This is a genomic window from Agromyces sp. GXQ0307 (genome assembly GCF_044769845.1).
Classification (GTDB): Bacteria; Actinomycetota; Actinomycetes; order Actinomycetales; family Microbacteriaceae; genus Agromyces.
On sequence record NZ_JBIZVY010000003.1, the window covers coordinates 50,730 to 75,482 of the forward strand.

Annotated in this window: 21 protein-coding genes; 17 read left to right on the forward strand and 4 right to left on the reverse strand. The window is 70.7% G+C overall.

Annotation, left to right across the window (positions count from 1 at the left end):
- Positions 1–33: 33 nt before the first annotated feature.
- Both ACIQH8_RS10270 and def read left to right on the forward strand, forming a co-directional pair.
- On the forward strand, positions 34–1,395 hold the full coding sequence (locus ACIQH8_RS10270) for an AAA family ATPase (protein WP_400998062.1): 1,362 nt from the start codon (positions 34–36) through the stop codon (positions 1,393–1,395).
- A gap of 13 nt (positions 1,396–1,408) precedes the next feature.
- Positions 1,409–1,900: a peptide deformylase gene (def, locus tag ACIQH8_RS10275; protein ID WP_155051361.1), complete on the forward strand. Its 492-nt coding sequence runs from the start codon at positions 1,409–1,411 to the stop codon at positions 1,898–1,900.
- Positions 1,901–2,001: 101 nt separating this feature from the next.
- Here def and ACIQH8_RS10280 read toward each other — a convergent pair whose 3' ends face one another.
- The gene (locus ACIQH8_RS10280) at positions 2,002–3,837 is read right to left on the reverse strand and encodes an AMP-dependent synthetase/ligase (protein ID WP_400998066.1); all 1,836 of its coding nucleotides are present in this window, start codon (positions 3,835–3,837) and stop codon (positions 2,002–2,004) included.
- Positions 3,838–3,976: 139 nt separating this feature from the next.
- On the opposite strand from ACIQH8_RS10280, the gene ACIQH8_RS10285 reads away from it, so the two are divergent.
- The 3 genes from ACIQH8_RS10285 to ACIQH8_RS10295 all read left to right on the forward strand — a co-directional run bounded on the left by ACIQH8_RS10285 (position 3,977) and on the right by ACIQH8_RS10295 (position 7,139).
- On the forward strand, positions 3,977–4,924 hold the full coding sequence (locus ACIQH8_RS10285; protein ID WP_400999784.1) for an ROK family glucokinase: 948 nt from the start codon (positions 3,977–3,979) through the stop codon (positions 4,922–4,924).
- Between the two features lie 50 nt (positions 4,925–4,974).
- Positions 4,975–5,670 (forward strand): lysophospholipid acyltransferase family protein, encoded by a 696-nt coding sequence (locus ACIQH8_RS10290; RefSeq protein ID WP_400998069.1) that lies wholly within the window; start codon positions 4,975–4,977, stop codon positions 5,668–5,670.
- Between the two features lie 140 nt (positions 5,671–5,810).
- Positions 5,811–7,139 carry a class II 3-deoxy-7-phosphoheptulonate synthase gene (locus tag ACIQH8_RS10295; protein ID WP_400998071.1) on the forward strand — a complete coding sequence of 443 codons (1,329 nt, stop codon included), beginning with the start codon at positions 5,811–5,813 and terminating at the stop codon, positions 7,137–7,139.
- Positions 7,140–7,211: 72 nt separating this feature from the next.
- Here ACIQH8_RS10295 and pknB read toward each other — a convergent pair whose 3' ends face one another.
- Positions 7,212–9,086, reverse strand: coding sequence for a Stk1 family PASTA domain-containing Ser/Thr kinase (pknB, locus tag ACIQH8_RS10300; protein WP_400999786.1), 1,875 nt, complete (start codon positions 9,084–9,086; stop codon positions 7,212–7,214).
- 125 nt (positions 9,087–9,211) lie between these two features.
- Positions 9,212–10,447, reverse strand: coding sequence for a LysM peptidoglycan-binding domain-containing protein (locus ACIQH8_RS10305; RefSeq protein WP_400998074.1), 1,236 nt, complete (start codon positions 10,445–10,447; stop codon positions 9,212–9,214).
- Between the two features lie 134 nt (positions 10,448–10,581).
- Between ACIQH8_RS10305 and ACIQH8_RS10310 the strand changes: the two genes are divergently transcribed.
- Positions 10,582–10,920, forward strand: coding sequence for an Rv2175c family DNA-binding protein (locus tag ACIQH8_RS10310; protein WP_400998077.1), 339 nt, complete (start codon positions 10,582–10,584; stop codon positions 10,918–10,920).
- Positions 10,921–10,931: 11 nt separating this feature from the next.
- Here the strand turns inward: ACIQH8_RS10310 and ACIQH8_RS10315 are convergent, their stop codons facing one another.
- Positions 10,932–12,044 carry a polyprenyl synthetase family protein gene (locus tag ACIQH8_RS10315; RefSeq protein ID WP_400998080.1) on the reverse strand — a complete coding sequence of 371 codons (1,113 nt, stop codon included), beginning with the start codon at positions 12,042–12,044 and terminating at the stop codon, positions 10,932–10,934.
- Positions 12,045–12,120: 76 nt separating this feature from the next.
- Here ACIQH8_RS10315 and ACIQH8_RS10320 point away from each other — a divergent pair, with 76 nt between their 5' ends.
- The 11 genes from ACIQH8_RS10320 (at position 12,121) to murG (ending at position 24,720) form a co-directional block, all read left to right on the forward strand.
- Positions 12,121–12,504, forward strand: coding sequence for a DUF3040 domain-containing protein (locus ACIQH8_RS10320; RefSeq protein WP_400998083.1), 384 nt, complete (start codon positions 12,121–12,123; stop codon positions 12,502–12,504).
- Positions 12,505–12,911: 407 nt separating this feature from the next.
- Positions 12,912–13,343, forward strand: coding sequence for a division/cell wall cluster transcriptional repressor MraZ (gene mraZ, locus ACIQH8_RS10325; RefSeq protein WP_129233160.1), 432 nt, complete (start codon positions 12,912–12,914; stop codon positions 13,341–13,343).
- 105 nt (positions 13,344–13,448) lie between these two features.
- On the forward strand, positions 13,449–14,402 hold the full coding sequence (gene rsmH, locus ACIQH8_RS10330) for a 16S rRNA (cytosine(1402)-N(4))-methyltransferase RsmH (protein ID WP_400998086.1): 954 nt from the start codon (positions 13,449–13,451) through the stop codon (positions 14,400–14,402).
- Entirely contained in the window at positions 14,399–14,977 is a 579-nt protein-coding gene (locus ACIQH8_RS10335) for a hypothetical protein (protein WP_400998089.1), read from the forward strand. Before rsmH ends, ACIQH8_RS10335 begins: the two co-directional genes overlap by 4 nt.
- 61 nt (positions 14,978–15,038) lie before the next feature.
- Complete coding sequence (locus ACIQH8_RS10340; protein WP_400998091.1) at positions 15,039–16,820, forward strand: peptidoglycan D,D-transpeptidase FtsI family protein; 1,782 nt, start codon at positions 15,039–15,041, stop codon at positions 16,818–16,820.
- A gap of 13 nt (positions 16,821–16,833) precedes the next feature.
- Positions 16,834–18,378: a Mur ligase family protein gene (locus ACIQH8_RS10345; RefSeq protein ID WP_400998094.1), complete on the forward strand. Its 1,545-nt coding sequence runs from the start codon at positions 16,834–16,836 to the stop codon at positions 18,376–18,378.
- On the forward strand, positions 18,375–19,787 hold the full coding sequence (murF, locus tag ACIQH8_RS10350; RefSeq protein WP_400999788.1) for a UDP-N-acetylmuramoyl-tripeptide--D-alanyl-D-alanine ligase: 1,413 nt from the start codon (positions 18,375–18,377) through the stop codon (positions 19,785–19,787). Before ACIQH8_RS10345 ends, murF begins: the two co-directional genes overlap by 4 nt.
- Positions 19,784–20,878 (forward strand): phospho-N-acetylmuramoyl-pentapeptide-transferase, encoded by a 1,095-nt coding sequence (mraY, locus tag ACIQH8_RS10355; protein ID WP_400998097.1) that lies wholly within the window; start codon positions 19,784–19,786, stop codon positions 20,876–20,878. Before murF ends, mraY begins: the two co-directional genes overlap by 4 nt.
- Positions 20,863–22,419, forward strand: a complete 1,557-nt coding sequence (gene murD, locus ACIQH8_RS10360; protein WP_400998099.1) for a UDP-N-acetylmuramoyl-L-alanine--D-glutamate ligase — start codon at positions 20,863–20,865, stop codon at positions 22,417–22,419. Before mraY ends, murD begins: the two co-directional genes overlap by 16 nt.
- The gene (ftsW, locus tag ACIQH8_RS10365) at positions 22,376–23,623 is read left to right on the forward strand and encodes a putative lipid II flippase FtsW (RefSeq protein WP_400998102.1); all 1,248 of its coding nucleotides are present in this window, start codon (positions 22,376–22,378) and stop codon (positions 23,621–23,623) included. The genes murD and ftsW overlap by 44 nt, the downstream gene beginning before the upstream one ends.
- Entirely contained in the window at positions 23,620–24,720 is a 1,101-nt protein-coding gene (gene murG / locus ACIQH8_RS10370) for an undecaprenyldiphospho-muramoylpentapeptide beta-N-acetylglucosaminyltransferase (RefSeq protein ID WP_400998105.1), read from the forward strand. Before ftsW ends, murG begins: the two co-directional genes overlap by 4 nt.
- Positions 24,721–24,753 lie beyond the last annotated feature (33 nt).

The following is a 24,753-nucleotide window of genomic DNA, read 5'->3' on the forward strand; positions in this document are numbered from 1 at the left end:
GGGACTGTTCCGCACTGATGAGGAGGGGAATCGGTGGCAGAGCACGATGACGATACGAACCGCGGACCACGCCGTCCCGTCTCCCGCACCACCGCCGACCGTGCGCGGTCGGGCGGTGCGCACGCGGCCGACGACATCGACGTGCACGTCGACCTTCCGCCGGCCCCGGCTCGCGTCATGCCCGACGAAGAGGTGGCCGTCGCGATCGACGATGTCGCCGTCGACCCGGGCGATCTGACGGCGGTGACGACGGGAACGACCTCGGTCGACGTGGTGCCCGCTCTCGCGGGAGCCGGCTACCGATCCGCCGGCCGGCACGACGCGTCGCCGTACGGGGCGCTCCTCGCCGCCGACGGTGCACGGCTTCGCCGTGAGCGGGTCACGACCGACACCGGCTCGCATGTCGCGATCGTCGCCGACGGTGAGTCGGCGGTCGCACCGGCCGAGGTGCCGGAGACCGCGGAGTCACTGACGGCGGACCGCCTCATCGACCTCAACCGCACGACGCGACCGGCCCCCCAGGGCGGCATGAACCGCTTCCTCTACGAGGCCACCTTCCACCTGGTCAACCTCGGTGACTCCGCGAAGGTCCGAGCGCACAAGGAGATGAGCGAGCGCATCCGTCGCCGTTTCGAGGGCGGGGCGCGCTTCGTCCCGGTGCTGACCCGCAAGGGCGGCGTCGGCAAGACGACGGTGACCGCACTGCTCGGCATGGCCCTCGCGGATGCACGCGACGATCGGATCATCGCGATCGACGCGAACCCGGATCGCGGCACGCTGGCGGAACGGGTCGACCGGCAGACGAGGGAAACCGTGCGCGACGTCGTCGCGAAGGCGTCGTCCATCGGCGGCTACACCGATTTCTCGAGGTTCGTCTCGCGTGATGAGACCCGACTCGACATCCTCGCCTCCGACACCGATCCCACGCTCTCCGAGGCGTTCGACGACAACGACTACAACGTCGTCGCCGGGCTTGCGGCGCGCTACTACTCGCTCGTCCTCACCGATTGCGGTACGGGCATCGTGCACTCGGTGATGCGGGCGACGCTGCAGCGTGCCGATTCGATCGTGATCGTCTCGGGCGGCAGCGTCGACGAGGCGCGACTCGCCAGCGAGACGCTCACCTGGCTCGAGGCGAACGGGTACGGGGAACTCGTCCGCAATGCCGTCGTCGCGATCAACCTCGCCACGCAGGGGACTCACCTCGTCAAGGTCGACGAGATCGAGGCCCACTTCCAGTCTCGCGTGCGCGAGATCGTACGGATCCCGTACGACCCGCAGCTCGCAGCGGGGTCGGTGGTGAACTGGAGCGACCTGCGTCCGGTGACCCAGCACTCGGCCCGCGAACTCGCCGCCCTCGTGGTGGAAGGCCTGCCCGTCGAACGCGGGCACTGAACACGGAGCATCATTGCCGGAACGTCCCATTCGCCTGTTCGGCGACCCCGTCCTGAAGACCGTCTCGAGCCCTGTCGACCTCGTCGACGACCGCGTCCGATCACTCGTCGAAGACCTCGTCGACAGTGTCCGGCTTCCCGGGCGCGCTGGCGTCGCGGCCCCCCAGATCGGCGTGAACCTCCGTGTGTTCAGCTACAACGTCGACGGCGAGATCGGCTACATCATCAACCCGGTCCTCGTCGAGGTCGTGGGCGATCCCGAGCTCGTCGACGAGGGCTGCCTCTCGGTGCCGGGTCTCTGGCACAAGACTCCGCGGCATCCGTTCGCCCGCGTGCGGGGCATCGACCTCGACGGGAACGAGATCGAGCTCGCCGGCGAGGGGCTGATGGCCCAGGCGCTCCAGCACGAGACCGACCACCTCGACGGCGTGCTCTATCTCGACCGCCTCGAGAAGGACGAGCGTCGCGCGGCGATGCGTGCCGTCCGCGAATCCGACTGGTTCTGAGTCGACCGTGCTCCGGCTCGCTCGGCTGAGCGGGCGAACACGGTCCGGAGACGACGGATGCCCCGCGGCACGAGCCGCGGGGCATCCGAGTCCGATGTCGATCAGCTGATGATCGAGTGGCCCTCGGTCGCCGGCGCGCCCGAGTAGAGCCCGTCGATCTCCGCGGAGAAGTCGTCGAGGATGACGTTGCGCTTGATGCTCATCTTCGGAGTGAGGTGCCCGCTGTCCTCGGTGAACTCGATCGGGAGGATGACGAACTTCCGGATCGATTCGGCGCGCGACACGTTCTCGTTCGCGGCGTCGATCGCACGCTGCACCTCGGCGAGGACGACGGGGTTCTTCGCGGCGTCGTCGACGCTCATCCCGGCGTCTTCGCCGTGGTTGTTCAGCCAGACCGGCAGCATCTCGGGGTCGAGGGTGACCAGCGCCGAGATGAACGGCTTCTGGTCACCGACCACCACGACCTGTCCGACGAGCGGGTTGGCGCGGATCGGGTCCTCCAGTGCGGCGGGAGCGACGTTCTTGCCGCCGGCCGTGACGATGATCTCCTTCTTGCGGCCGGTGATCGTGAGGAAGCCGTCGGTGTCGAACTCGCCGATGTCGCCGGTCTTGAACCACTCGCCGTCGAACGTCTCGGCGGTGGCCTCGGGGTTCTTCCAGTACTCCTTGAAGACGTTGACGCCCTTGACCTGGATCTCGCCGTCGTCGGCCAGGCGGACCGACACGCCCGGCAGCGCCGGACCGACGGTGCCGATCTTGGACCGGGTGGCGAGGTTCACGGTCGCCGGAGCGGTGGTCTCCGTGAGGCCGTAGCCCTCGAGGATGGTGATGCCGAGCGCGTGGTAGAAGTGGCCGAGTCGGGGGCCGAGCGGAGCGGACCCCGAGACCGCGTACTTGACGTTGCCACCCATCGCCGCGCGCAGCTTCGAGAAGACGAGGCGGTCGAACAGCGCGAACCTGAGCCGGAGCCCGAGCGGGATCTTGCCGCCGGCCTCCTGTGCGGTCGAGTAGGCGACGGCCGTCTCGGCCGCCGCGTGGAAGATCTTGCCCTTGCCGCCGGCCTCGGCCTTCTGCTCGGACACGTTGTAGACCTTCTCGAACACGCGCGGCACCGCGAGGAGGAACGTCGGCTTGAAGCTGCCGAGCGAGGGGAGGAGCTGCTTCGTGTCCGGCTGGTGGCCGACGCGGACGCCGGCGTGCACGCAGAGCACCGAGATGAATCGGGCGAAGATGTGCGCCGTGGTGATGAAGAGCAGCGTCGAGGCGCCGTTCGGGTCGAGCACGACCTCTTCGAGCGCGACTGCGGAGTTGCGGCAGAGCTCGACGAAGTTCGAGTGGGTGAGCACGCAGCCCTTGGGCTTGCCGGTGGACCCCGAGGTGTAGATCAGCGTGGCGATGTCGGAGCCGACGGCGAGGTTGCGGCGTCGTTCGATCTCATCGTCGGGAACCTCGGAACCCGACGAGGCGAGCTTGTCGAGGTCGCCCAGGTCGATCTGCCAGACGTTGCGGATCGCGGGGAGGTCGGGGTGCACCTCGTCGAACCGGGCGAAGTGGTCGGCCGTCTCGAGGATCACGGCGATGGCGCCGGAGTCGCCGAGGTTCCAGCGGACCTGTGCGGGCGAGCTCGTCTCGTAGACGGGGACGAGGATGGCGCCGGCGAACCAGGCGGCGAAGTCGATGAGGGTCCACTCGTACCGGGTCTTGCTCATGAGCCCGATCTTGTCGCCGGGCTGGATGCCGGCCGCGACGAAGCCCTTCGCGAGGCGAACGACCTGCTCGTGGAACTCGCGCGTCGTGACCGGGCTCCAGCCGCCATCGGCGGTGGGCAGCGAGAAGAGCACGGAGTCGGGCGTCGCCCTGACCCGTTCGACCAGGAGGTCGGTGGTGTTCGCGTCGGGGTCGGCGGGGACCAGGGGCGCGGTGGTGAACTCGATCACGGTAGCTCCTTCGGCACCGGGAGGGTCGGCGGGTTCGGGCCGCACGACCACGGCAGTGGGGTTGACTACACTCTAGTCGGTGCGGCACCGGCCGGACCGGCGGTTCGCACCCACCCACCCCTGGCGAAAGGCGTTCGACGTGCACGCGATCGGCATCGACATCGGCGGCACCAAGATCGCGGGCGCCGTGGTCGACGAGCTCGGAGCCATCGTCCGTTCGGCCAGGGTGCCGACGCCCGTCGACACCGCGGCCCTCGAGGATTCGGTGGTCGCCATGATCGGCGAGCTCGCCGGCGGGGAGCGAATCGACGCGGTCGGGGTCGCCGCAGCGGGCTTCATCGACGCCGCCCAGTCGACCGTGTACTACGCACCGAACATCGACTGGCGGAACGAGCCCTTCCGCGAGAAGCTCGAGGCCCGCGTCGGCGGCAACGTCGTGGTCGAGAACGACGCGAACGCCGCCGGCTGGGCCGAGTTCCGGTTCGGTGCGGGGCGGATGGTCAGCGACATGGTCATGCTCACGATCGGCACCGGGGTCGGCGGCGCGATCGTCGCCGGCGATCGGCTCTTCCGCGGCGGCTTCGGTGCAGGGGCCGAACTCGGTCACATCCGACTGGTGCCGAACGGTGTCGCCTGCGGCTGCGGCCAGCACGGATGCCTCGAGCAGTACGGGTCAGGACGGGCGCTGCTGCGGATGGCGAACGAGATCGCGGATGCCGGTGGCATCGGGCAGAGCCTCGCGCGAGCCCGCGAGGAGCACGGTGCGCTCGACGGCACGATCGTGGGCGCACTGATCGCCTCCGAGGATCCCGGCGCCGTGGCCGCCCTTCGGCAGCTCGGGCGTTGGCTCGGCGAGGCGTCGGCGAGCCTGTCCGCTGTGCTCGACCCGCAGCGGTTCGTGTTCGGCGGCGGGGTCGCGGTCGCGGGCGAACTGCTGCTGGCGCCCGTTCGCGAGGCCTACCTCGAGCATCTCCCGGCACGCGGCTACCACCCCGAGCCCGACTTCGTGATCGCCGAGCTCGTGAACGACGCCGGCGTGGTCGGCGCGGCCGATCTCGCGCGCGTCTGGGTCGAGGAGCACGCCTGACGCCTGCGGCGCTAGGCTTGCCGGGCAGCGGGACGAGACGGAGGACCAGGGTGTTCTACTGGATCATGAAGCACATCGTGGTGGGGCCGCTGCTCCTCTCGATCTTCCGCCCCTGGGTGGTCGGGCTCGAGCGGGTCCCGAAGGAAGGGCCCGTCATCCTCGCCTCGAACCACCTCTCCTTCATCGACTCGATCTTCCTGCCGCTCGTCGTCGACAGGCCGGTCGTGTTCCTCGCCAAGAGCGAGTACTTCACCGGCAAGGGACTCAAGGGCTGGGCGACGAGGATGTTCTTCCAGGCGGCGGGCCAGCTGCCCATCGACCGCTCCGGCGGCAAGGCGTCGGAAGCCTCCCTGAACACCGGCCTGCGCGTGCTCGGCGAGGGTCGCATCCTCGGCATCTACCCGGAGGGCACCCGCAGCCCTGACGGGAAGCTCTATCGCGGGCGGACGGGCGTCGCCCGCATGGTGCTCGAGGCCGGCGTTCCGGTCGTCCCCGTGGCCATGATCGGCACTGCCGAGATCATGCCGATCGGGACGAGGCTGCCCAAGGTGCGGCGCGTCGGCATCGTGTTCGGCGAGCCGCTCGACTTCTCGCGGTTCCACGGCATGGAGGGCGACCGGTTCGTGCTCCGCTCCGTGACCGACGAGCTCGTCTACGATCTGCGAGCGCTCAGTGCGCAGGAGTACGTCGACGTGTACGCGAGCACCCTTCGGGAGCAGCGGGCCGCCCAGACCCCGGCGAGGTAACGAGCCTCCGCCCCACGGTAGGCTGGAGCCACGGCGTCGCGACGTGCGGCGCCGCCTCGTTTCCGCGCCGTGTGCGCCCGAACCCTCAGGACAGTCCAGTGGTACAGCTCGTCGAGCCGGTCGTGAATGCAGATCCCTCCGTGATTGCCGGCCTCGACTATTGGCGCACGCTCCCCATCAAGCAGCAGCCGAGCTGGCCCGACGCGGAGGCCGCGCACGCGGCATCCGCTGAACTGGCCACGCTGCCGCCGCTCGTGTTCGCCGGCGAGGTCGACATGCTGCGCGACCGCCTCGCGGCCGCGTCGCGCGGCGAGGCGTTCCTGCTCCAGGGCGGCGACTGCGCCGAGACCTTCGCGGGCGCCACGGCCGACCAGATCCGCAACCGGGTGAAGACCGTGCTGCAGATGGCGGTCGTGCTCACGTACGGCGCATCGATGCCGGTCGTGAAGATGGGGCGGATGGCGGGGCAGTTCGCCAAGCCCCGCTCGAGCGACACCGAGACCCGCGGGGGAGTGACCCTGCCGGCGTACCGGGGCGACATCGTCAACGGCTACGACTTCACGCCGGAATCACGCGCAGCCGACCCGTCCCGCCTGCTGCAGGGCTACCACATGGCCGCGTCGACGCTGAACCTCATCCGTGCGTTCACGCAGGGCGGCTTCGCCGACCTGCGTCAGGTGCACGCCTGGAACCAGGGTTTCGCGGCGAACCCGGCCAACATCCGCTACGAGAAGCTCGCGCGCGAGATCGACCGTGCGGTCAAGTTCATGGACGCGTGCGGCGCCGACTTCGACGAGCTGCGTCGGACCGAGTTCTACACCGGTCACGAGGGCCTGCTCATGGACTACGAGCGGCCGATGACGCGCATCGACTCCCGCACGGGCACGCCGTACAACACGTCGGCGCACTTCATCTGGATCGGCGAGCGCACACGCGAGCTCGACGGCGCGCACGTCGACTTCCTGTCGCGCGTCCGCAATCCGATCGGCGTGAAGCTCGGCCCGACCACGACGCCCGAGATCATGATGGAGCTCGTCGACAAGCTCGACCCGCACCGCGAGCCCGGACGCCTGACCTTCATCACGCGGATGGGTGCCGGGAAGATCCGCGATGCGCTGCCGCCGCTGCTCGAGACGATCAAGCGGAGCGACGCGAACCCGCTGTGGGTCACCGACCCGATGCACGGCAACGGCATCACGACGCCGACCGGGTACAAGACGCGCCGCTTCGACGACGTCATGGACGAGGTCGCGGGCTTCTTCGAGGCGCACCGCGCCGCCGGCACGCACCCGGGCGGCATCCACGTCGAGCTCACGGGCGACGACGTGACGGAGTGCCTCGGCGGTTCGGAGCACATCGACGAGGAGACGCTGGCGACGCGGTACGAGTCGCTGTGCGACCCGCGCCTGAACCACATGCAGTCGCTCGAGCTGGCGTTCCTCGTCGCCGAGGAGCTCGCCGCACGCTGACGGCGGACGACACGCGGCGGGCGGTCGTGGCACACGGATGCCGCGGCCGCCCGTCGGCGTCTGCCACGCCGACTACGGCTGGAAGTTGACGGTCACCTCGGAGCCGCGCGCGACCGACTCGCCGGCCGCCGGGTCCTGGACGGATGCCACGACGGCGCCTTCGAGGAATCCGGGCACGTTCGAGGCCACCGAGAAGCCGGCCTCCTCGAGCTGGGCTCGTGCCTCGGCGATGGTCTGGCCGGTGACGACGTTCGGAACTTCCACGAGGTCGGGGCCCTTCGAGAGGGTGAGTCGTACGACGTCGCCCGGATTCATCGGGTCGTCGAGCCACTCGGCGGTGATCACCACGTCGACGGCGACGTCGTTCGAGAACACCGGATCGGCGAACTCGACGGTGAGGCCGGCGGACTCGAGGCGCGACTGCGCCTCGCCGACGCCGAGCCCCTCCACAGGGGGCACGGGACCGACGGAGACGAGCAGGGTCAGCGCGCCGAGCTCCGGGTACTCCGCGCCGACGGCGGCGCCGTCGGCGTCGAGCACGGCGAGGACGAGACCCGCCTCGACATCTGCCGAGAACTGCTTCGCGCTCTCCTCCGCCACGGTGAAGTCGGCGAGCCGCCCGCGAGCGTCCGCTTCGGGTGCGCCGATGACGTCGGGCACCGCGAGGATCTGCGGGCCGGTCGACACGAACATCGTCACGCTCGAACCTCGTCGCGCGAAGTCGCCGGCCGGCGGGTCGGTCCCGATGACCTGGCCGGCGGGTACGACCGGATCGTTGCGTTCGGCCGGCTCCACGACGAAGCCCGCGTCCTCGAGCGTCTGCGTGGCGTTCTGGGGAAGCATCTCAGCGGTGTCGGGAATGCTCGCGAGGGCGCCGGGGCCGGCGCCGAAGTACCAACCCGTGCCGGCCGAGAGGCCGGTCAGGAGCAGCACGAGGGCCAGGATCCAGTACCCGCGGTTCCGGCGACGTGTCGTGGACCGCTCGAGCGCGGCCGCGTCGTCGGCGTCCTCGGTCGCCGTTGCGACCGGGGTGCCGATCGGGCCGATCACGCGGGTCTCTGCGGTGGGCGCATCGGTGCCGCCGCCGATGACGAGCGTGTCGTGCATGCCCGTGTGCTGGCGTGCCGGGCCCAGGGCCGGTTCGATCTCGCGCAGTCGATCGAGCATGGTCCGGGCATCGGCGGGTCGCTGGTCCGGATCGCGCGAGGTCGCCCAGAGCACGAGCGCGTCGAGTTCGGGAGGGACCGACGGAGCGCGCGTGCTCGGCGCGGGCACGGACTCGTTGGCGTGCTGGTAGGCGATCTGCATGGGCGCCTCGCCGACGTAGGGCTGCTCCCCGGTCAGCATCTCGTACGCCATGATGCCGAGCGCGTAGATGTCGCTCCGCGCGTCGGCCACGCCGCGGGTCACGAGCTCGGGGGAGAGGTAGGCGATGGTGCCCAGGAGCGCCTGGCCGGTCGCGGTGTTCGCGCTCGCGGCGCGCGCGAGGCCGAAGTCGCCGAGCTTGATGCGGCCGTCGTCGGCGAGCAGCACGTTCTCCGGCTTGAGGTCGCGGTGCACGATCCCCGCCTTGTGGGCGGCGGCGAGGCCCGACAGCACCGCGTCGAGGATGTCGACGGTCTGCTCGGGCGTCAGCCGTCGGTAGTCCTTCAGCAGGTCCCGCAGGGTGATGCCGGGCAGGTACTCCATGACGAGGTACGCCATGTCGGCGTCCTGTCCCTGGTCGAACACGTTGACCACGTTCGGGTGCGCGAGGCGGGCCGCCGACCGCGCCTCCTGGACGAAGCGGGTCTTGAACGTGTTGTCGTCGGCCAGGTGGCCGTGCATGATCTTGATCGCCACCCGGCGCTCGAGTCGGAGGTCGGTGGCGAGGTAGACCGTCGCCATACCGCCGCGCGCGATGCGCGAGCGCACCTGATACCGGCCGTCGACGAGACGGCCGATCATCGGGTCGGCGGGTGGCGCGGTGGTCACCGTACGAGTGTACGAAGTGGCATATGCCGTTCGGTGAACAAACGCCGGGACCGCGGCGAACCGAAACGGCATCGTGACGAACGGACGCCGTCCTCCGTTCACCCGAGCTCGTCGAGCCAGCGTCGGGCGGACGCCTCCCACTTGGCGTAGTGCTTCGGGTGCGCGCTGCGCTGCACGGACTGGGCGGCATCCGTGACCGTCATGCCGGCCCAGTCGGGCACGTCGAGCAGGCCGGGCGTCCGTCCGTCGTTCGGGGTGGTCGGCCCGCCGTAGAACGCGGTCGCGGCACGCACCGGGTCGAGCACCTGCTCAGGGGTGCCCCACCCCTGGCTCGGACGCTGCTGGAAGAGTCCGAGCGAGTCGCGATCGCCGTGGCGCACGTTGCGCAGGCCCGATTCCTGGGCGGCGGCGGCGAGTGCGACCACGATGCCCTGGTCGGGCACGCCGAGCGAGCGGCCGACCTCGACGATGATCCGTGCGTTCGCGCGCATCTCGTCGTCGAGTGCGACGTCGAGTGCGGCGGCGGTCGCGGCCTCGACCGCGGGTGGCCTGACGATGATCCGCTGGCCGGGCACGATCACGCTCGTCGCGGCGAGCCCGTTGAGCTCGAGCAATCGCTCGAGGTCGACGCCGTAGCGTTCCCCGATCGCGATCATCGTGTCTCCGGCGGCGACGACGTGCGACTGCTCGGCGTCCGACGGGTGTGCGGGCGTCGGTGCCGACGGCTCCGGGACCGATGCCGCCGCCCCGCCCGCTGCGCCGGCCGGGATCGTGATCGCCTGCCCGGGGAAGATGAGGCTCGCACGTCCGAGGCCGTTGGCGCTGAGCACCACGTCGACGTCGAGGCCGTACTCCGCCGCGATCGCGATCATCGTGTCGCCGGGCGCGACGATGTGCCGGGCGATGCCGGCATCCGTCTCGACGGTGAAGTCGGGCGCGCCGCCGGGGAGCGCCAGCCGCTGGCCGGGGAAGATCAGGCTCGACCAGCTGAGGCCGTTCTCGGCCAGCACCTCTGCGGTGGACAGGCCGTACCGCTCGGCGATCGCGCTCACCGTGTCGCCCTGGGCGACCACCACCTCGCTCGGGACCGCCGACGCGGGCATCGCCTGACGAGGGGTCGGCGTGCCGCGCGTCTCCTTCGCCTTCGGCTGCCGCTTCACGGACTGCGGTGCGGCATCGGCGGGCTGGGCGAATCCGAGGGTGACGGCGACGGCGCCGACGACCGCGACGGGGAGTGTGAGCAGACGGAGGACGCCGACGCGTCGGAGCGCCGGAACCCGACCCCCGGGCCCCGGCTCGCCCCCCTCGGGCGTGTCGTCGCGGTACTGCCTCATGTTCCCCCTCCGCCTGCGAGCGGATGCCGTCACGCTCTCACGGCCGAGATGGCGAGTCAAACTCATCGTCGCGAGTCGCGCCGCGCGGGGCCGAACCGGTTCCGACCGGCGCCCGGTCGTGGCAGGCTGGTGCTGTGACCGACGCCGAGCAGACCGTGTGGCTGACCATCCCCGACCTGGTCGAACGGATGGGGCAGAGTCCCGGCCGGATCCGGCGCCTCATCGACGACCGCCACCTGCTCGGCGCGCGCATCGACGGCGTCCTCAAGGTGCCGGAGGACTTCCTCCGCGATGACGCCCCGCTGCCCGAACTGCACGGGACGGCGATCGTCCTCTCCGACGCCGGATTCTCCGATGCCGAAGCCCTCGAGTGGTTCCTCGCCGAGGAGGACAGCCTCGGCACCACGCCCATCGCGGCGTTGCGCGCGGGCCGCAAGGCCGAGGTGCGCCGGATCGCGCAGGCTCTCGCCTGACCTTCGCCGACTCAGCTCTCGCGTCGTGTGACGGCGCGTGCGAGGTCGGCGAGCCCGTGCGCGGCCTCGCGGTCGAGTTCGCTCGATGCGAGGGCCGCGAGCGCACGATCGGTGTTCGCCGCGATCTCGGCCTCGACGACATCGACGGCGCCGCAGTCGCGGATCGTGCCCTGCAGCATCCGGATCTGATCGGCGTCGAGACCGGGATCGCCGAGCAGTTCGTCGAGCAGCCTGCGCTGGCCGGCGGACAGCCGCTCGCGGGCGACCGCGACGAGCACCGTTCGCTTGCCCTCCCGGAGGTCGTCGCCCGCCGGCTTCCCGGTGACGGCCGGGTCGCCGTAGACCCCGAGCAGGTCGTCCCGAAGCTGGAAGGCGATGCCGAGCGGGAGCCCGAAGGCGCGCAGTGCCTCGAGCTGCGCCGCCGAGCCGCCCGCGATCGCCCCGCCGATGGCGAGGGGCGCCTCGATGCTGTATCGCGCCGACTTGTGGACGACGACTCGCTCGGCGCGGGCGCGCTGCTCCGCCTCCGGGCGCGTGAGCCACGCGCGCTCCTCGAGGATGTCGAGGTACTGCCCGACCGTGACCTCGGTCCGCATGCGATTGAACTCCAGGCGGGTCTCCCTCGACGCCGACGCGTCCCGGAGTCCGGCGAGGCCCTCGTCGAGCAGTTCGTCGCTCCAGCCGAGCAGCAGGTCGCCGAGCAGGATCGCCGTCGCCCGACCGTACTCCTCGGCGTCGCCGGCCCAGCCGCCGTCGAGGTGCTGCGCCTCGTAGACGCGGTGGGCGGCCGGGGCGCCCCGGCGGGTGTCGGAGTTGTCGATCAGGTCGTCGTGGACGAGCGCCGCGGCATGGAAGACCTCGAGCGCGGCCGACGCCGAGACGACCGCGTATCGCTCGGCCGCCGCCGCGGGATCGCCGTCGCCGTGATCGGGGCCGCGGACGGCGTCGAACCCGAGGCTGCAGAACCTGGCCCGGAAGCGCTTGCCCCCGCTGAGAAACCGCTTCGAGAATGCCGCCAGCGGGTCGAGGTCGTCGGTGATGGAGCGGAGAATGGTTGCACGGTCGGCGAGGAACTCCTCGAGGCGTTCGTTCACCGCATCGACGAGTCGGGGAGCATGGGCCACCTGCCTAGCCTAGCGAGGCCGCAGAGGACTAGAATGGCGTCACGAAGCGTCGGTCCCGAGAACTGAGGGGAATGAGATGCCGCTTTCGGAGCAGGAGCAACGCCTTCTCGAGGAGATGGAGCGGAACCTCTACAAGAACGACGCCGATTTCGTCGCGACCGTCGGCGGTGGAGGCAGAGGCCGTCCCAACTACCGGGCGATCGTCCTCGGCGTTCTTCTGGCCGTCGCCGGAGCCGGCGCGCTCATCGGCGGAGTCGCCTCCCAACTCACGATCGTCGGGGTGCTCGGCTTCGCGCTGATGTTCGTCGGCGTCCTCGTCGCCATCACGCCGTCGAAGCGTCGCGCGGCGACGACGCCCATGCCGAGCGGCGGTGGCTCGGCCAAGCCGACGAAGCCGCAGGCCGGGTTCATGGACCGCCTGAACGAGCGGTGGGATCGCCGCCAGGAGGGTCGCGACTGACCGTCATCGTCGACTGACGAGCCGATCGACGGGCTGATCTCGGATCAGCCCGTCTTTTCGTGCGTGCGCGCCGTGTTCGGGTCGACGCCACCGAGTCGCTGACTCATTCCACCCCGGTCGGCCGGACCCCTCCACATCCGCCCACCGCTGCATCGGGCGCGCCCGTGCACGGATCGGTGCGACCGAGCCCGCCCGGTCGAAGGCCGTCGAGCGCGGCCCCGCGCGGTCGATCAGTGGTCACGCCGCGCCCTCGTCATCCACTTCCCTCCACCTGCGAGAAGCCTGAGAATCCGGGCCTGCACTGAGGGCGAAGGGCCGAAAACGGAGGAATGTCGTTGTTCCGTGGAGGGTAGTGGAGTAAAGTGGGGACCGCACCTGGTTCCTGGCCGGAGGATGGGGGTGACGGGATGTTCCTCGGAAGCTACGAACCGAAGCTCGACGAGAAGGGTCGCGTCATTCTTCCGGCGAAGTTCCGGGATGAGTTGTCGAACGGCCTCGTGCTCACGCGAGGTCAGGAGCGCTGCATCTACGTGTTCAGCGCGCGGGAGTTCGAGGACATGAGCGAGAAGATCCGCCAAGCCCCCGTCACGAGCAAGCAGGCGCGCGATTACATGCGCGTCTTCCTCTCCGGGGCCTCTGCGGAGACCCCCGACAAGCAGCATCGGGTCACCATCCCCGCCAATCTCCGCGCATACGCGGGGCTCGACCGAGACCTGACGGTCATCGGCGCGGGGAGCCGGGTGGAGATCTGGGATGCGGCGGCGTGGCAGACGTACCTCGCCGAGCAGGAGGCGGCCTTCGCAGAGACGGCGGAGGAGGTGATCCCCGGACTCTTCTGAGTCTCCGGGCCCCGACTCCCAGCCGTGCGAGCCTGCTGCACTTCCCCGCAGCAGGACGAACGGATGGGGATCGGGACCCGGAGGCCCGGGAACGAGGGAGATTTCATGGACATCGAACGGATCCACACGCCGGTGATGCTCGAGCGGACGCTCGAACTCCTGGCACCCGCGCTGGAGCGCGACGGTGCGGTGTACGTCGACGCGACCCTCGGGATGGGCGGCCACTCGCGGGCCGTCCTCGAACGCTTCCCGAACGCGATCGCGATCGGACTCGACCGCGACACCGATGCCATCGGGATCGCGCGGGAGCGCCTCTCGGCGTTCGGCGACCGCGCGCGATTCGTGCACACCGTCTACGACGGCATCGCCGAAGCGGTCCGCGGGGAGGGATTCGACGAGGTCGACGCCATCCTCTTCGACCTCGGCGTCTCGTCGCTCCAGCTCGATCGCGCGGAGCGCGGGTTCGCGTACGCGAAGGACGCGCCGCTCGACATGCGCATGGACTCGACCCGGGGACGGACCGCCGCAGACGTCATCGCCGAGTACTCGGAGGAGGACCTGCGCCGGATCTTCCGCGACTACGGCGAGGAGAAGCTCGCCTCGCGGTACGCCCGGGCCATCGTCCGAGCGCGCGCAGATGCCCCGATCACGCGATCGGGGCGACTCGTCGAGGTGCTGCACGACGCGACTCCCGCTGCGGTGCAGCGAGCCGGCCACCCCGCCAAGCGCGTCTTCCAGGCGTTGCGGATCGAGGTCAACGAGGAGCTCTCGGTGCTCGAGCGGGCCTTGCCCGCCGCGCTCGACCTCGTCGCCGTGGGCGGCCGCATCGTCGTGCTGTCCTACCAGTCGCTCGAGGACCGGCTCGTCAAGCGCGTCCTCGCCGCGGCATCCACCTCCACGGCGCCCGCCGGGTTGCCGATGGAGCTTCCGGAGCACCGCCCGCAGTTCCGGCTCCTCGTCAGGGGAGCCGAGCTCGCGAGCGAGTCCGAGCAGGCGGAGAACCCGCGTGCGAAGCCGGTGCGACTTCGCGCCGCAGAACGAGTGAGGAGGCCGTCATGAGCGCACTGCCGGCCCAGGCCCGTCCCGCCAGGCGGTGGGCGCCGACCGCCGTGCCCCGGCTCCGCCCGGCACCGGAGCCGGGCGCGCGTCGCGCGCGGCCGCGACTCGCGTACGCGGTCGTCGCACTCGGCTCCATCGGCGCGATCGCGATCGTCCAGCTGCTCCTGTCCATCGCCATGACGCAGGGCGCATACGAGATGGACGAGCAGCTCCTCCGCCAGGCGGAACTGCGGCGCGAGCAGCAGAAGCTGTCCGACGACCTCGATCGGCTGGAGTCTCCGCAGTTCCTGGCGGCGAACGCGGAGGCGCTCGGCATGGTCCCGAACGCCGCCCCAGTCTACCTCCGGCTCTCGGACGGGGCCGTCCTCGGCGACCCGACCGCAGCCGCCGGAACCGCGTCGTCGTCGGCGGCACTCGTGCCCAATGCCCTGATCGACGGCGTGCCGCTCGTGACGGAGCAGGAGGAGGGGGAGACTGCGAAGGGCGGGAACGGGAAGCCCGCGACGCCCGCGGACGGCGCACCTGCCGCACCGCCGGCGCTGTCGGGCGGCCTGCCCACCCCGGCGACGCACTGACGCCGGCGACCCCGTAGACCATGACCCGAAGCCGGACGGAGCGCACCAGCCGATGAATCGAGTGAGCCGCCACCCGATGCGCCGCATCGTCGCCGCGGGGTTGGCCCTCGTGCTCGTGGTCGGCTGGTTCGTGGTCCGGCTCGTCGACATCCAGGTCGTGCGCGCTGCGGAGCTGAACGAGGCCTCGCAGGACGTGCGGTCGGAGACGCGCGTGATCTACGGGGAGCGTGGGGCGATCGTCGATGCGAACGGAACCGTCCTCGCGGAGAGCGTCATGCGGTACAACATCACGCTCTCGCCCAAGCAGGCGATGGCCACCCAGTCCTTTGAGCGCGGGACCGGCGACGACGCGGTCGATGTGACCCTCGACGAGGCGCTCGGCGAACTGGGCGACGTGATCGGCCGACCTGCGGCCGAGTTGCGGACGCAGATCGAGAGCGAGCTCGCGAAGGACCCGGGTGCGGACTTCTCGTACGTCGCGAAGCGCGTCGACACGGAGGTCTACGAACGGGTCAAGGCGTTGCGCATCCCGTTCGTGTACTCGGAGGAGGCGCCCGGCCGCCGGTATCCGAACGGGGCGGTCGCCGGCAACATCCTCGGGTTCGTCACCGACGAGGGCGAGGCGGGTGCAGGCCTCGAGTACTCGGAGGATGCATGCCTGGCGAGTGAGGACGGCGAGATGAGCTGGCTGCACAGCCTGAAGGACTGGGTCGCGATCCCCGGTTCCGAGGTCGTCAAGAAGACCGCCCACGACGGCGGCGACCTCCAGCTCACGATCGACGCCGACCTGCAGTACTTCGTGCAGCGCATCGCCGCGTCCCGGGTGGCGGAGACCGGTGCCGAGTGGGCCACCGTCACGGTCATGGAGGCGAAGACGGGCAAGCTGCTGGCGGTCGCGGACGTGCCCACGGTCGACCCGAACTCGCCCAGCTCGGTCGACGCCTCCGACCGCGGCTCGCGGGCGTTCTCGGCGCCGTTCGAGCCGGGCTCGACCTTCAAGGCCCTGACCTCGGCGTCCGTGATCGACGCCGGCAAGGGGTCGTCCACGAGCGGCGTGACGGCCGACTACCGCTACCTGCCCCCGAACGGCGCGAACATCAACGACAGCCATTACCACGGGCCGACCAACTACACGATGACGGGGATGCTCATCGACTCCTCGAACACGGCCATGTCGATGTTCGGCGAGCAGGTCGACGACGAGCAGCGATATCAGGACATGCTCGACTTCGGCCTCGGAGCGGAGTCGGAGGTCGGCTTCGCGGGGGAGGAGCCGGGCGACCTCCACGGCGGGCCGGAGAACTGGGACAGCCAGACGAAGTACGCGACGATGTTCGGCCAGGGACTGACGACGACGGCGATCCAGATCACGAGTGCCTACCAGGCGCTCGCGAACGGCGGCGTCCGGATGCCGGTGTCGCTCGTCGAGGGATGCCGGCAGTCCGACGGCAGCGTGACCGAGGTGCCGTCCGATGAGGGACGACGCGTGGTGTCCGAGAACGCCGCCGACCAGACGAGTCAGATGCTCGAGCAGGTGTACCTCCACGGCTGGCTCGCCGATCAATGGGAGATCCCCGGCTACCGCGTCGCCGCGAAGACCGGAACGGCGCAGGTCCCGGACGGCAACGGCGGGTACCAGTCCGGCTACCTCGTCTCCGTCTCCGGGTTCGCCCCGGCGGACGACCCCGAGTTCGTCGTTTCGGTCAGCATCATGAACCCGGTTAAGATGAACTCGTCCGCCGCATCGGCTCCCGTCTTCCAACAGGTGATGAGCCAGGTGCTGAAGAAGTACCGGACCGTTCCATCCGGCGCCCCGGCGCCCGAGCTGCCAGCCACCTGGTGAGAAAGTTGGGTTCGTGACCGGATCGCCTCCCACGGCACTCCGGCCGCAGCACCCGAGTCCTCGATCGCTCCGCGGCCTCGCGGATGCGTTCGGATTCGAGGTGCGCGGCGGGATCGACGACCTCGACGTGACCGGCGTCGCGATCGCTTCCGGGGCGGTGCACGGCGGCGACCTGTACGTCGGCGTGCCCGGCCGTCACGCCCACGGCGCGGACTATGCCGCGCAGGCTGCGGGGAACGGCGCGGTCGCGCTGCTGACGGATGCCGCGGGGGCCGAGCGTGCGGCCGAGTCGGGCCTCCCCGTCCTCGTGACGCCCGATGCGCGAGCAGCGCTCGGCGAGGTGGCGGCCTGGATCCACCGCACCGCGGAGAACCCCGCGACCCTGTTCGGCGTCACCGGCACGAACGGCAAGACGAGCGTCGTGTACCTCCTGTATGCGATCCTGCGTCAGCTCGGCGTCGTCGCCGGACTCACCTCGACCGCCGAGCGTCGGATCGGCGACGAGGCGGTGACGAGTTCGCTCACGACGCCGGAGGCGAGCGAGCTCCACGCGCTCCTCGCCCGCATGCGCGAGGTCGACGTCAGAGCCGTCGGCATCGAGGTGTCGGCGCAGGCGCTCAGCCGGCACCGCGTCGACGGCATCGTGTTCGACGTCGTCGGCTTCACCAACCTCTCGCACGACCATCTCGACGACTACGCGTCGATGCTGGAGTACTTCGATGCGAAGCGCGAGCTGTTCACGCCCGAGCGTGCGCGCCGCGGCGTCGTGACGGTCGATTCCGAATGGGGCGAGCGACTCGTCGCGGAGTCGCGCATCCCGGTCGCCACGCTCGCCACCGAACCCGGCGTGGACGCCGACTGGCGCCTCACCGTGCTCGAGGAGACGCCGACCCGCACCGCCTTCCGTCTCGAGGCGCCCGACGGCCGTTCGCTCGAGACGAGCATTCCGCTCATCGGCAGGTACAACGCCGCGAACGCCGCGCTCGCCATCGTGCTGCTCGTCGAGGCGGGCCACGACCTCGATCTCATCGCCGGCGCCGTGGCGGAGCACGGAATCGACGCGTACATCCCGGGGCGGACCGAACGCGTCTCCGGTGATCGCGGCCCCGTCGTCTACATCGACTACGGGCATACGCCCGACGCGTTCACACAGGCGCTCGAGGCGATCCGCCGCACGACCGCAGGCCGTGTGGTGATGGTCTTCGGCGCCGACGGCGACCGAGACACCACCAAGCGGGCCGAGATGGGGGCCATCGCCGCCCGCGGCGCGGACGTGCTGGTCGTCACCGACTTCCACCCGCGGTGGGAGGACCCGGCGGCGATCCGGGCGGCGCTGATCGCCGGCGCGCGCGCCGCCGTCCCGGATCGCGAGATCCATGAGATCGCCGACCAGCGCGCCGCCTTCCGGCACGCGCTCTCGCTCGTCGGCGAGGGTGACGCGATCCTCTACGCGGGCCCGGGTCACGAGGACTACCAGGAGGTCGCCGGAGTGAAGCATCCCTACTCGGCCAGGGACGACGCACGGCTCGCACTGCAGGAAGCGGGGTGGCTCGGATGATCGCGCTCACCATGACCGAGATCGCCGCGGCGACCGCGGGCCGGTTCGAGCCGGCGGGTACCGACGCGACGCTCGAGACCATCGTCGACGGTGCGGTGACCACCGACTCGCGGGAGATCGAGCCGGGCGGCGTCTTCGTCGCCAAGCGCGGCGAGTTCGACGACGGGCATCGGTTCGCACCGGGCGCCGTCGAGCGGGGAGCGGCTCTCCTGATCGTGGAGCACGTGCTCGACCTCCCCGTCGCGCAGGTCGTCGTCACCGACTCCGTCGACGCGCTCGGCGCGCTCGCGACCGAGGTGGTCCGACGCGTTCGGGCCGCCGGCCGCCTGAAGATCGTCGGCGTGACCGGATCGAACGGCAAGACCACGACGAAGAACCTGCTCCGCACGGTGCTCGAGCAGGTCGGTCCGACCGTCGCCGCGCGGAAGAGCTACAACAACGAGGTCGGTGCGCCGACGACCATGCTCGAGCTGACCGAGCAGACCGAGTTCCTGGTGGCCGAGATGGGCGCCTCGGGCGTGGGCGAGATCGCCCGGCTGATCCGCATGGCCCGCCCCGACGTGGGCATCGTCCTGAAGGTCGGCCTCGCGCACGCGGGCGAGTTCGGCGGGATCGAGAAGACCGTGCAGGCCAAGTCCGAGATGGTCACCGACCTGCTCCCGACGGATGTCGCGGTGCTGAACGCCGACGACCCGCGTGTGGTGCCCATGGCGGAGCGCACGGCGGCGCGCGTCGTCTGGTTCGGGCTCGGCGAGCGCGCGGACGTCCGCGCGACCGAGATCGTCGTGCACCCGCAGGGCACCGAATTCACGGTCACGGTGCCGGGGGGCGAGTCCGCTCGCGTGCGCTTCTCGGTGCTCGGCGAGCACCATGTCATGAACGCGCTGGCCGCGACATCCGCCGCCCTCGAGCTCGGCGTGCCGCTCGCCACGATCGTCAGCGGCCTCGAGCAGGTCACGCTCGCCGAGCAGTGGCGCATGCAGGTCCTGGGCGGCCGCGACGACATCACGATCATCAACGACGCGTACAACGCGAGTCCCGACTCGATGGCCGCGGCGCTGAAGACGCTCGCGCAGGTCAAGCGACCGGGTGCTCGTACGATCGCCGTGCTCGGAGAGATGAGCGAGCTCGGCGAGTTCTCGGGCGAGGAGCACGACCGGATCGGCCTGCTCGCCGTCCGGCTCGGCATCTCGCAGCTCGTCGTCGTCGGCGAGGGTGCGCGGCGTCTGCACATCACGGCCATCAACGAGGGTTCGTGGGACGGCGAGTCCCAGTACGTGGAGTCGGCGGACGAGGCGTTCGACCTCGTGACCGCGTCGGCTCGTCCCGGGGACACCGTGCTCGTGAAATCGTCGAACTCGGCGGGCCTCCGCCACCTCGGCGACCGACTGGGAGAATGGTTCGCGTGAGAGCACTTCTGACCGCCGGAGCCCTGTCGCTCTCGTTCACCCTGTTCCTGACGCCGCTGTTCATCCGGCTGTTCACGCGTCTCGGGTGGGGCCAGTTCATCCGGGACGACGGCCCGAAGACGCACCACGTCAAGCGCGGAACGCCCACGATGGGCGGCATCATCTTCATCCTCGGCACGCTGTTCGGCTACTTCGTCGCCACGACCCTGGTGGGGGACGGCCCGACGGCCTCCGGACTGCTCGTGCTGTTCATGATGGTCGGTCTCGGCCTCGTCGGATTCGTCGACGACTTCCTGAAGACGCGCAAGAAGCAGAGCCTCGGCCTCGGGGGCTGGGCGAAGATCGCGGGCCAGACGCTCGTAGCCGCCGTGTTCGCGCTGCTCGCGCTCCAGTTCCCGAATGCCGAGGGGGCGACCCCCGCGTCGACGAAGATCTCCTTCATCCGCGACCTGCCGTTGGACTTCATGGTGCTCGGCACCGTGGTCGGCATCATCGCCTACGTCGTCTGGATCGTGCTCATCACCGCGGCCGCCTCGAACGGGGTGAACGTCACCGACGGCCTGGACGGACTCGCCTCGGGCGCGTCGATCCTGGCGATCGGCTCGTTCATCATCATCGGCTTCTGGCAGTTCAACCAGTCGCGGTTCAGCGAGAACCTGAACCCGAGCGACCTGTACCGCAGCTACGACGTGCGCGACCCGCTCGACCTCGCGATCGTGGCGACCGCGATCGTCGGCGCCGTCGTCGGCTTCCTCTGGTGGAACACGAATCCCGCGCACATCTACATGGGCGACACGGGCTCGCTCGCCCTCGGCGGCGCCCTCGCGGCGCTCGCGGTGACGAGCCAGACGGAACTGCTGTTGCTCGTCATCGGCGGCCTCTTCGTGATCGAGGCCGGCTCGGTCATCGTGCAGCGGGCCTACTTCAAGGTCACGGGCGGCAAACGGATCTTCCTGATGAGCCCGATCCATCATCACTTCGAGCTCAAGGGCTGGGCCGAGGTCACCATCGTGGTCCGGTTCTGGATCATCGCCGGGCTGTTCGTCGCCGCCGGCGTCGGCGCCTTCTACTTCGAATGGCTGCAGAGTTGACGGATGCCACGAGCGGGGCCGCACGCCTCGAGGGACTCACGAGCTGGCACTCCGACGCGTGGCGCGACCTCCGCGTCGTCGTGCTCGGGCTCGGCGTCACGGGGTTCGCCGTGGCCGACACGCTCGCCGAGCTCGGCTCGCGCGTCACGGTGTACGCGGCCTCGCCGGACGACGAACGCGCGCGCATCCTCGACGTGATCGGGGTCGGCTTCGTCGTGCACCCGCTCGACGCCGTGCCGGACGAGCTCGCGGCATCCGCCCCCGACCTCGTCGTCGTCTCACCCGGGTTCCGTCCCGACCACCCGATGCTGCGCTGGGCCTCCGCGGCCGGCGTGCCGGTGTGGGGCGACATCGAGCTCGCGTGGCGGGTCCGAGACAAGGTGAAGGCGTCCGAGTGGATGCTCGTCACCGGCACCAACGGCAAGACGACGACCGTGCAGCTCGCGGCCACGCTGATCGCGGCGGGCGGTTCCCGCGTCGCTCCGTGCGGCAACATCGGCGTTCCCGTGCTCGACGCGGTCCGCGACCCGCTCGGGTACGACGTGCTCGTCGTCGAGCTCTCGAGCTTCCAGCTGCACCATCTGCCGACGACCGGCCCGGGCGCCGTGCACCCGGTCGCGAGCGTGTGCCTCAACCTCGCCGACGACCACTACGACTGGCACGGTTCGCCCGAGGCGTACCGCGACGCCAAGGCGAAGGTGTACGCGAACACGAAGGTCGCGTGCGTCTACAACCGCGCCGACGAGGCGACCCGGTCGATGGTCGAGGACGCCGAGGTCGAGGAGGGCGCCCGCGCGATCGGCTTCGGCCTGGACACGCCCGGTCCGAGCGACTTCGGCGTGGTCGACGGCATCCTCTGCGACCGGGCGTTCCTCGAGGACCGCCGCACCGCGGCGCTCGAGATCACGACGCTCGAGGAGCTCGAGCCGCAGGGGCTCGCGGTCCCGCACGTCGTCGCGAACATCCTCGCCGCCGCAGCGCTCGCGCGCTCCATCGACGTCCCGGTCGCTGCCGTCCACGACGCGCTCGCGGGCTTCCGACTCGACGCGCACCGCATCCAGACGGTCGCGACCGCCGGCGGCGTCCGCTGGATCGATGACTCGAAGGCGACGAACCCGCACGCGGCCGAGGCGTCGCTGCAGGCGTTCAGCCCGGTCGTCTGGATCGTCGGCGGACTGTTGAAGGGGGTCGACGCCGACGCGCTCGTCGCACGGCACTCGGCGCGACTGCGCGCCGCCGTGGTCATCGGCGTGGATCGCACGGCCCTCGTCGAGGCGTTCCGCCGACACGCGCCCGGCGTGCCCGTCTTCGAGGTCGCGGCGGATGACACTGAGAGCGTGATGCCCGACGCGGTCGCCCTCGCGGCGTCGGTCGCGGAGGAAGGGGACACCGTGCTCCTCGCGCCCGCGGCGGCATCGATGGACCAGTTCGCGGACTACGCCGACCGCGGCCGGCGCTTCCACCAGGCCGTCCGCAACCGGCTCGGAGAGGAGGGGCATGACCAGCCCACCTCGGACGACCCGGCCGGCCAGGCGGACTGAGTCGACCGGGCTCGCCGCCCGGATCCGACTCGGGGCGTTCCGACCGGAGTCGAAGGACTACTTCCTGCTGCTCGGCACGGTGCTCTTCCTCGTCGTGCTCGGCCTCGTCATGGTGCTCTCGTCGTCGCAGGTCGAGTCGGCGCTCGCCAACGATGGCGACTTCACGTCGCGTGCGGCGCAGCAGGCGACGTACGCCCTGATCGGTGTGCCCGTCATGCTGCTCGCCGGTCGCATGCCGGAGCGGTTCTGGATGCGGATCGCCTGGCTGGTGCTCGGCGTCTCGTGCGTACTGCAGCTGCTCGTGGTCGCGACGCCGCTCGGCGTCGAGGTCGGCGGGAACACCAACTGGCTTCGTCTCGGGCCGGTCCAGTTCCAGCCGTCCGAGCTCATCAAGGTCGCGCTCGTGCTCTGGCTCGGCCTCATCGTGACCAAGAAGCAGGACCACCTCGGAGACTTCGGCGCCGGGATCATGCCGATCCTGCTCGTCGGCGGCGGCGCCATCGGGCTGGTGCTGCTCGGCGGCGACCTCGGAACCGTCATGGTCATGGCGGCGATGCTCCTCGGCACGCTCTTCCTCATCGGGGTGCCCCTTCGGCTGCTCGCCGTTCCGGTGCTGTTCGGCGCCGCCGCCTTCGCGCTCGTCGCGGTCTCGAGCGAGAGCCGGATGCGACGGATCACCGCGTTCCTCGAGGAGGACTGCGCGAAGTACAACCTGGGCGACTGCTGGCAGATCCAGCACGGGACGTTCGCGATGGCGAACGGCGGCATCTTCGGCGTGGGGCTCGGCAACTCGGCGGCCAAGTGGTCGTGGCTGCCCGCGGCCGACAACGACTTCATCTTCGCGATCATCGGCGAGGAGCTCGGGCTCATCGGCGCAGTCGTCGTCATCGGGCTCTTCGTGGTGCTCGCCATCGCACTCGCGCGGGTGATGCGAGCGGCCGCGACGCCGTTCGGACGCACGGTCTCAGCGGCGGTCCTCGTCTGGGTCGTCGGGCAGGCGTGTGTCAATATCGGTGTCGTGCTCGGCGTCTTCCCAGTCCTCGGTGTCCCGCTGCCGCTCGTCTCGGCCGGCGGTACCGCGCTCCTGACCACCCTCTTCGCGATCGGCGTCGTGCTCTCCGTCGCCCGTGACCCCGGGGTGCCGACGCGCGCCAGCGCCGGGACGACGTCGCGCCGTCCGTCGAAGGCGGCCCGCACGCGATGACGACGTACCTCCTCGCCGGCGGCGGCACCGCCGGCCACGTGAACCCGCTGCTCGCCGTCGCCGACCGGCTGCGGGAGCGAGACTCCGAGGCGGTCGTGCTCGTGCTCGGCACCGCCGAGGGCCTCGAGGCGAGGCTCGTGCCCGCCCGCGGGTACGAGCTCCTCACGATCGAGAAGGTCGCCTTCCCGCGTCGGCCGAACGGGGCGGCGCTGCGGTTCCCGTCACGCTTCCGACGATCCATCGCCGAGGTCCGGACGATGATCGCGGGGCGCGGCATCGAGGTCGTCGTGGGCTTCGGCGGCTACGTGTCGACCCCCGCCTATCTGGCGGCGCGGGGCGCGGGCATCCCCGTGGTGATCCACGAGGCCAACGCGCGACCGGGTCTCGCGAACCGCCTGGGCGCACGTTTCGCGGCGCGCGTCGGCGTCGCCTTCGCCGGCACGCCGCTGCCGCGCGCCGAGTTCGTGGGCATGCCGCTCCGACGTGAGATCGAGGTCCTCGACCGTGCTGCACGGCGTGCCGAGGCGGCCGCGTTCTTCGGACTCGATCCGGCGCGCCCGGTGCTGCTCGTCACGGGCGGGTCGCTCGGCGCCCGCCGGATCAACCGCACGACGGTCGACAGCGCCGCGACGCTCACCGGCACCGGCTGGCAGGTGCTGCACGTGACCGGTGCGAAGTCCGAGGTCGACGACCCCGGCATCGCCGACTACCGGATGGTCGAGTACGCCGACCGGATGGACCTCGCGCTCGCGATCGCCGACGCGGCGGTCTCCCGGGCCGGCGCCGCGACCGTGAGCGAGCTCTCCGCGCTCGGAATCCCAGCGGTCTACGTCCCGTACCCGGTCGGCAACGGCGAGCAGCGGTTCAACGCGGCCGGCGTCGTCGAGGCCGGCGGCGGGATCCTCGTCGACGACGCCGACTTCCTGCCCGAGTGGGTCTCCCGCGAGGTGGTTCCGCTCCTCGCCGATCGCGAGGGCCTCGAGCGGATGGCCCGGGCCGCGGCATCCGTCGGCGCCCTCGACGGCACCGACCGCATGATCGAGCTCGTCGACGGCGCGCTGCGCCGCGACGGCGGCGCCGACGCCGCAGGCGCGTAACGTTGAACCGACCGAACCCCTCTCCAGGAAGCA